The sequence below is a fragment of the Caulobacter sp. P1_B12_2 genome (genome assembly GCF_056406675.1).
Map to the genome: position 1 here is coordinate 1 of NZ_JBFTZS010000713.1, position 1,394 is coordinate 1,394.

Here is a 1,394-nt window from a genome sequence, read left to right on the forward strand (position 1 = left end):
GGCCAAGGCGGACGTGTTGATCGAGCAGTACGTGGCCGCCGGCTTCCGCAAGATCCACGCCGACTGCTCCATGTCGTGCGCCGACGATCCGACGCCCTTGCCCGAAGACACCGTCGCCCGCCGCGCCGCGCGCCTGATCAGCATCGCCGAAGCCACGCAAAGGCGCGCCGGCGGCGAGCCTTGCGTCTACGTCATCGGCACCGAGGTGCCCGTGCCCGGCGGCGCGGCCGAGGACCTGCCTGAGCTTGAAGTGACGACGCCGGAAGCGGCGCTCAAGACGATCGAGGCCCACCGCGCCATCTTCGCGGCGGAGGGGCTTTCGGACGCGTGGCCGCGCGTCATCGCCGCCGTGGTGCAGCCGGGCGTCGAATTCGACCACCATAAGGTCATCGACTACGACCGCGGCAAGGCGGTGGCCTTGAGCCACGCGCTCGACGACCAACCGCATATCGTCTTCGAGGCCCATTCGACCGACTATCAGACGCCCAAGGCGCTGAAGGCCCTGGTCGAGGACCATTTCGCGATCCTCAAGGTCGGGCCGGGCGTCACCTTCGCGCTGCGCGAGGCCTTCTGGGCGCTGGACGCCATCGAGCGCGAATGGATCGGCGAGGACCGCGCTTCGCGCTTCCGCCACATCGCCATCGAGCGCATGCGGGCAGATCCGCGCAACTGGGGCAAATATTATCACGCCACCGGCGCGGAGCTGCAGTTCGACCTCCAGTACAGTCTCTCCGATCGGATACGCTATTACTGGCCCGACCCGCAGATCACCGCGGCGCAGGAGGTGATGTTCGCCAACCTTGCCGAAAATCCGCCGCCCCTGGCGCTGATCAGCCAGTACCTGCCGGAGGCCTACGCGGCCGTCCGCAACGCTGCCCTGACGCCCAGTCCCGCCAATCTGGTGATCGCCCATATCGGCGCGACGCTGGAGGCCTATCGCGCGGCCTCTACCGCTGAGCCGGAGTTTGCTTATGTCTGATATCACCCATCTGGGTCTCACCGAGTCCGCGCTGGCTCAGCTGGGCGGCCTGTGGACCGCGCGCGAGATCGCGCAGCAACCGGCCATGCTGCGCGAGACCCAAGCGCTTCTGACGGCCCGCCGGGTCGAAATCGAAGCCTTTCTCAAGCCGCTTCTGGCCCTGCCCACGCTGCGCGTCATCCTGACCGGCGCGGGGACCTCGGCCTTTATCGGTGAATGCCTGGCGCCTGTGCTGGCGACGCGGCTTGGCCGCCGGGTCGAAGCGATTCCGACGACGGATCTCGTCTGCGCGCCGCAGCTCTATTTCGAAGCCGACACGCCGACCGTGCTCGTCTCCTTCGGGCGTTCGGGCAACAGTCCCGAGAGCGTGGCGGCCGTCGAGCTGGCCGACCGACTGGTCAAGGACGTGCATCAC

Annotated in this window: 2 protein-coding genes; both read left to right on the forward strand. The window is 67.8% G+C overall.

Going from position 1 to position 1,394, the window contains the following annotated elements; translation table 11 throughout:
• The coding region (locus AC1DZ6_RS25135) for a class II D-tagatose-bisphosphate aldolase non-catalytic subunit (RefSeq protein WP_477099810.1) at window positions 1-979 on the forward strand (979 nt) is incomplete at its 5' end.
• Window positions 972-1,394: SIS domain-containing protein (locus tag AC1DZ6_RS25140; protein ID WP_477099811.1), on the forward strand; the 423-nt coding region annotated here is incomplete at its 3' end. The genes AC1DZ6_RS25135 and AC1DZ6_RS25140, both read left to right, overlap by 8 nt.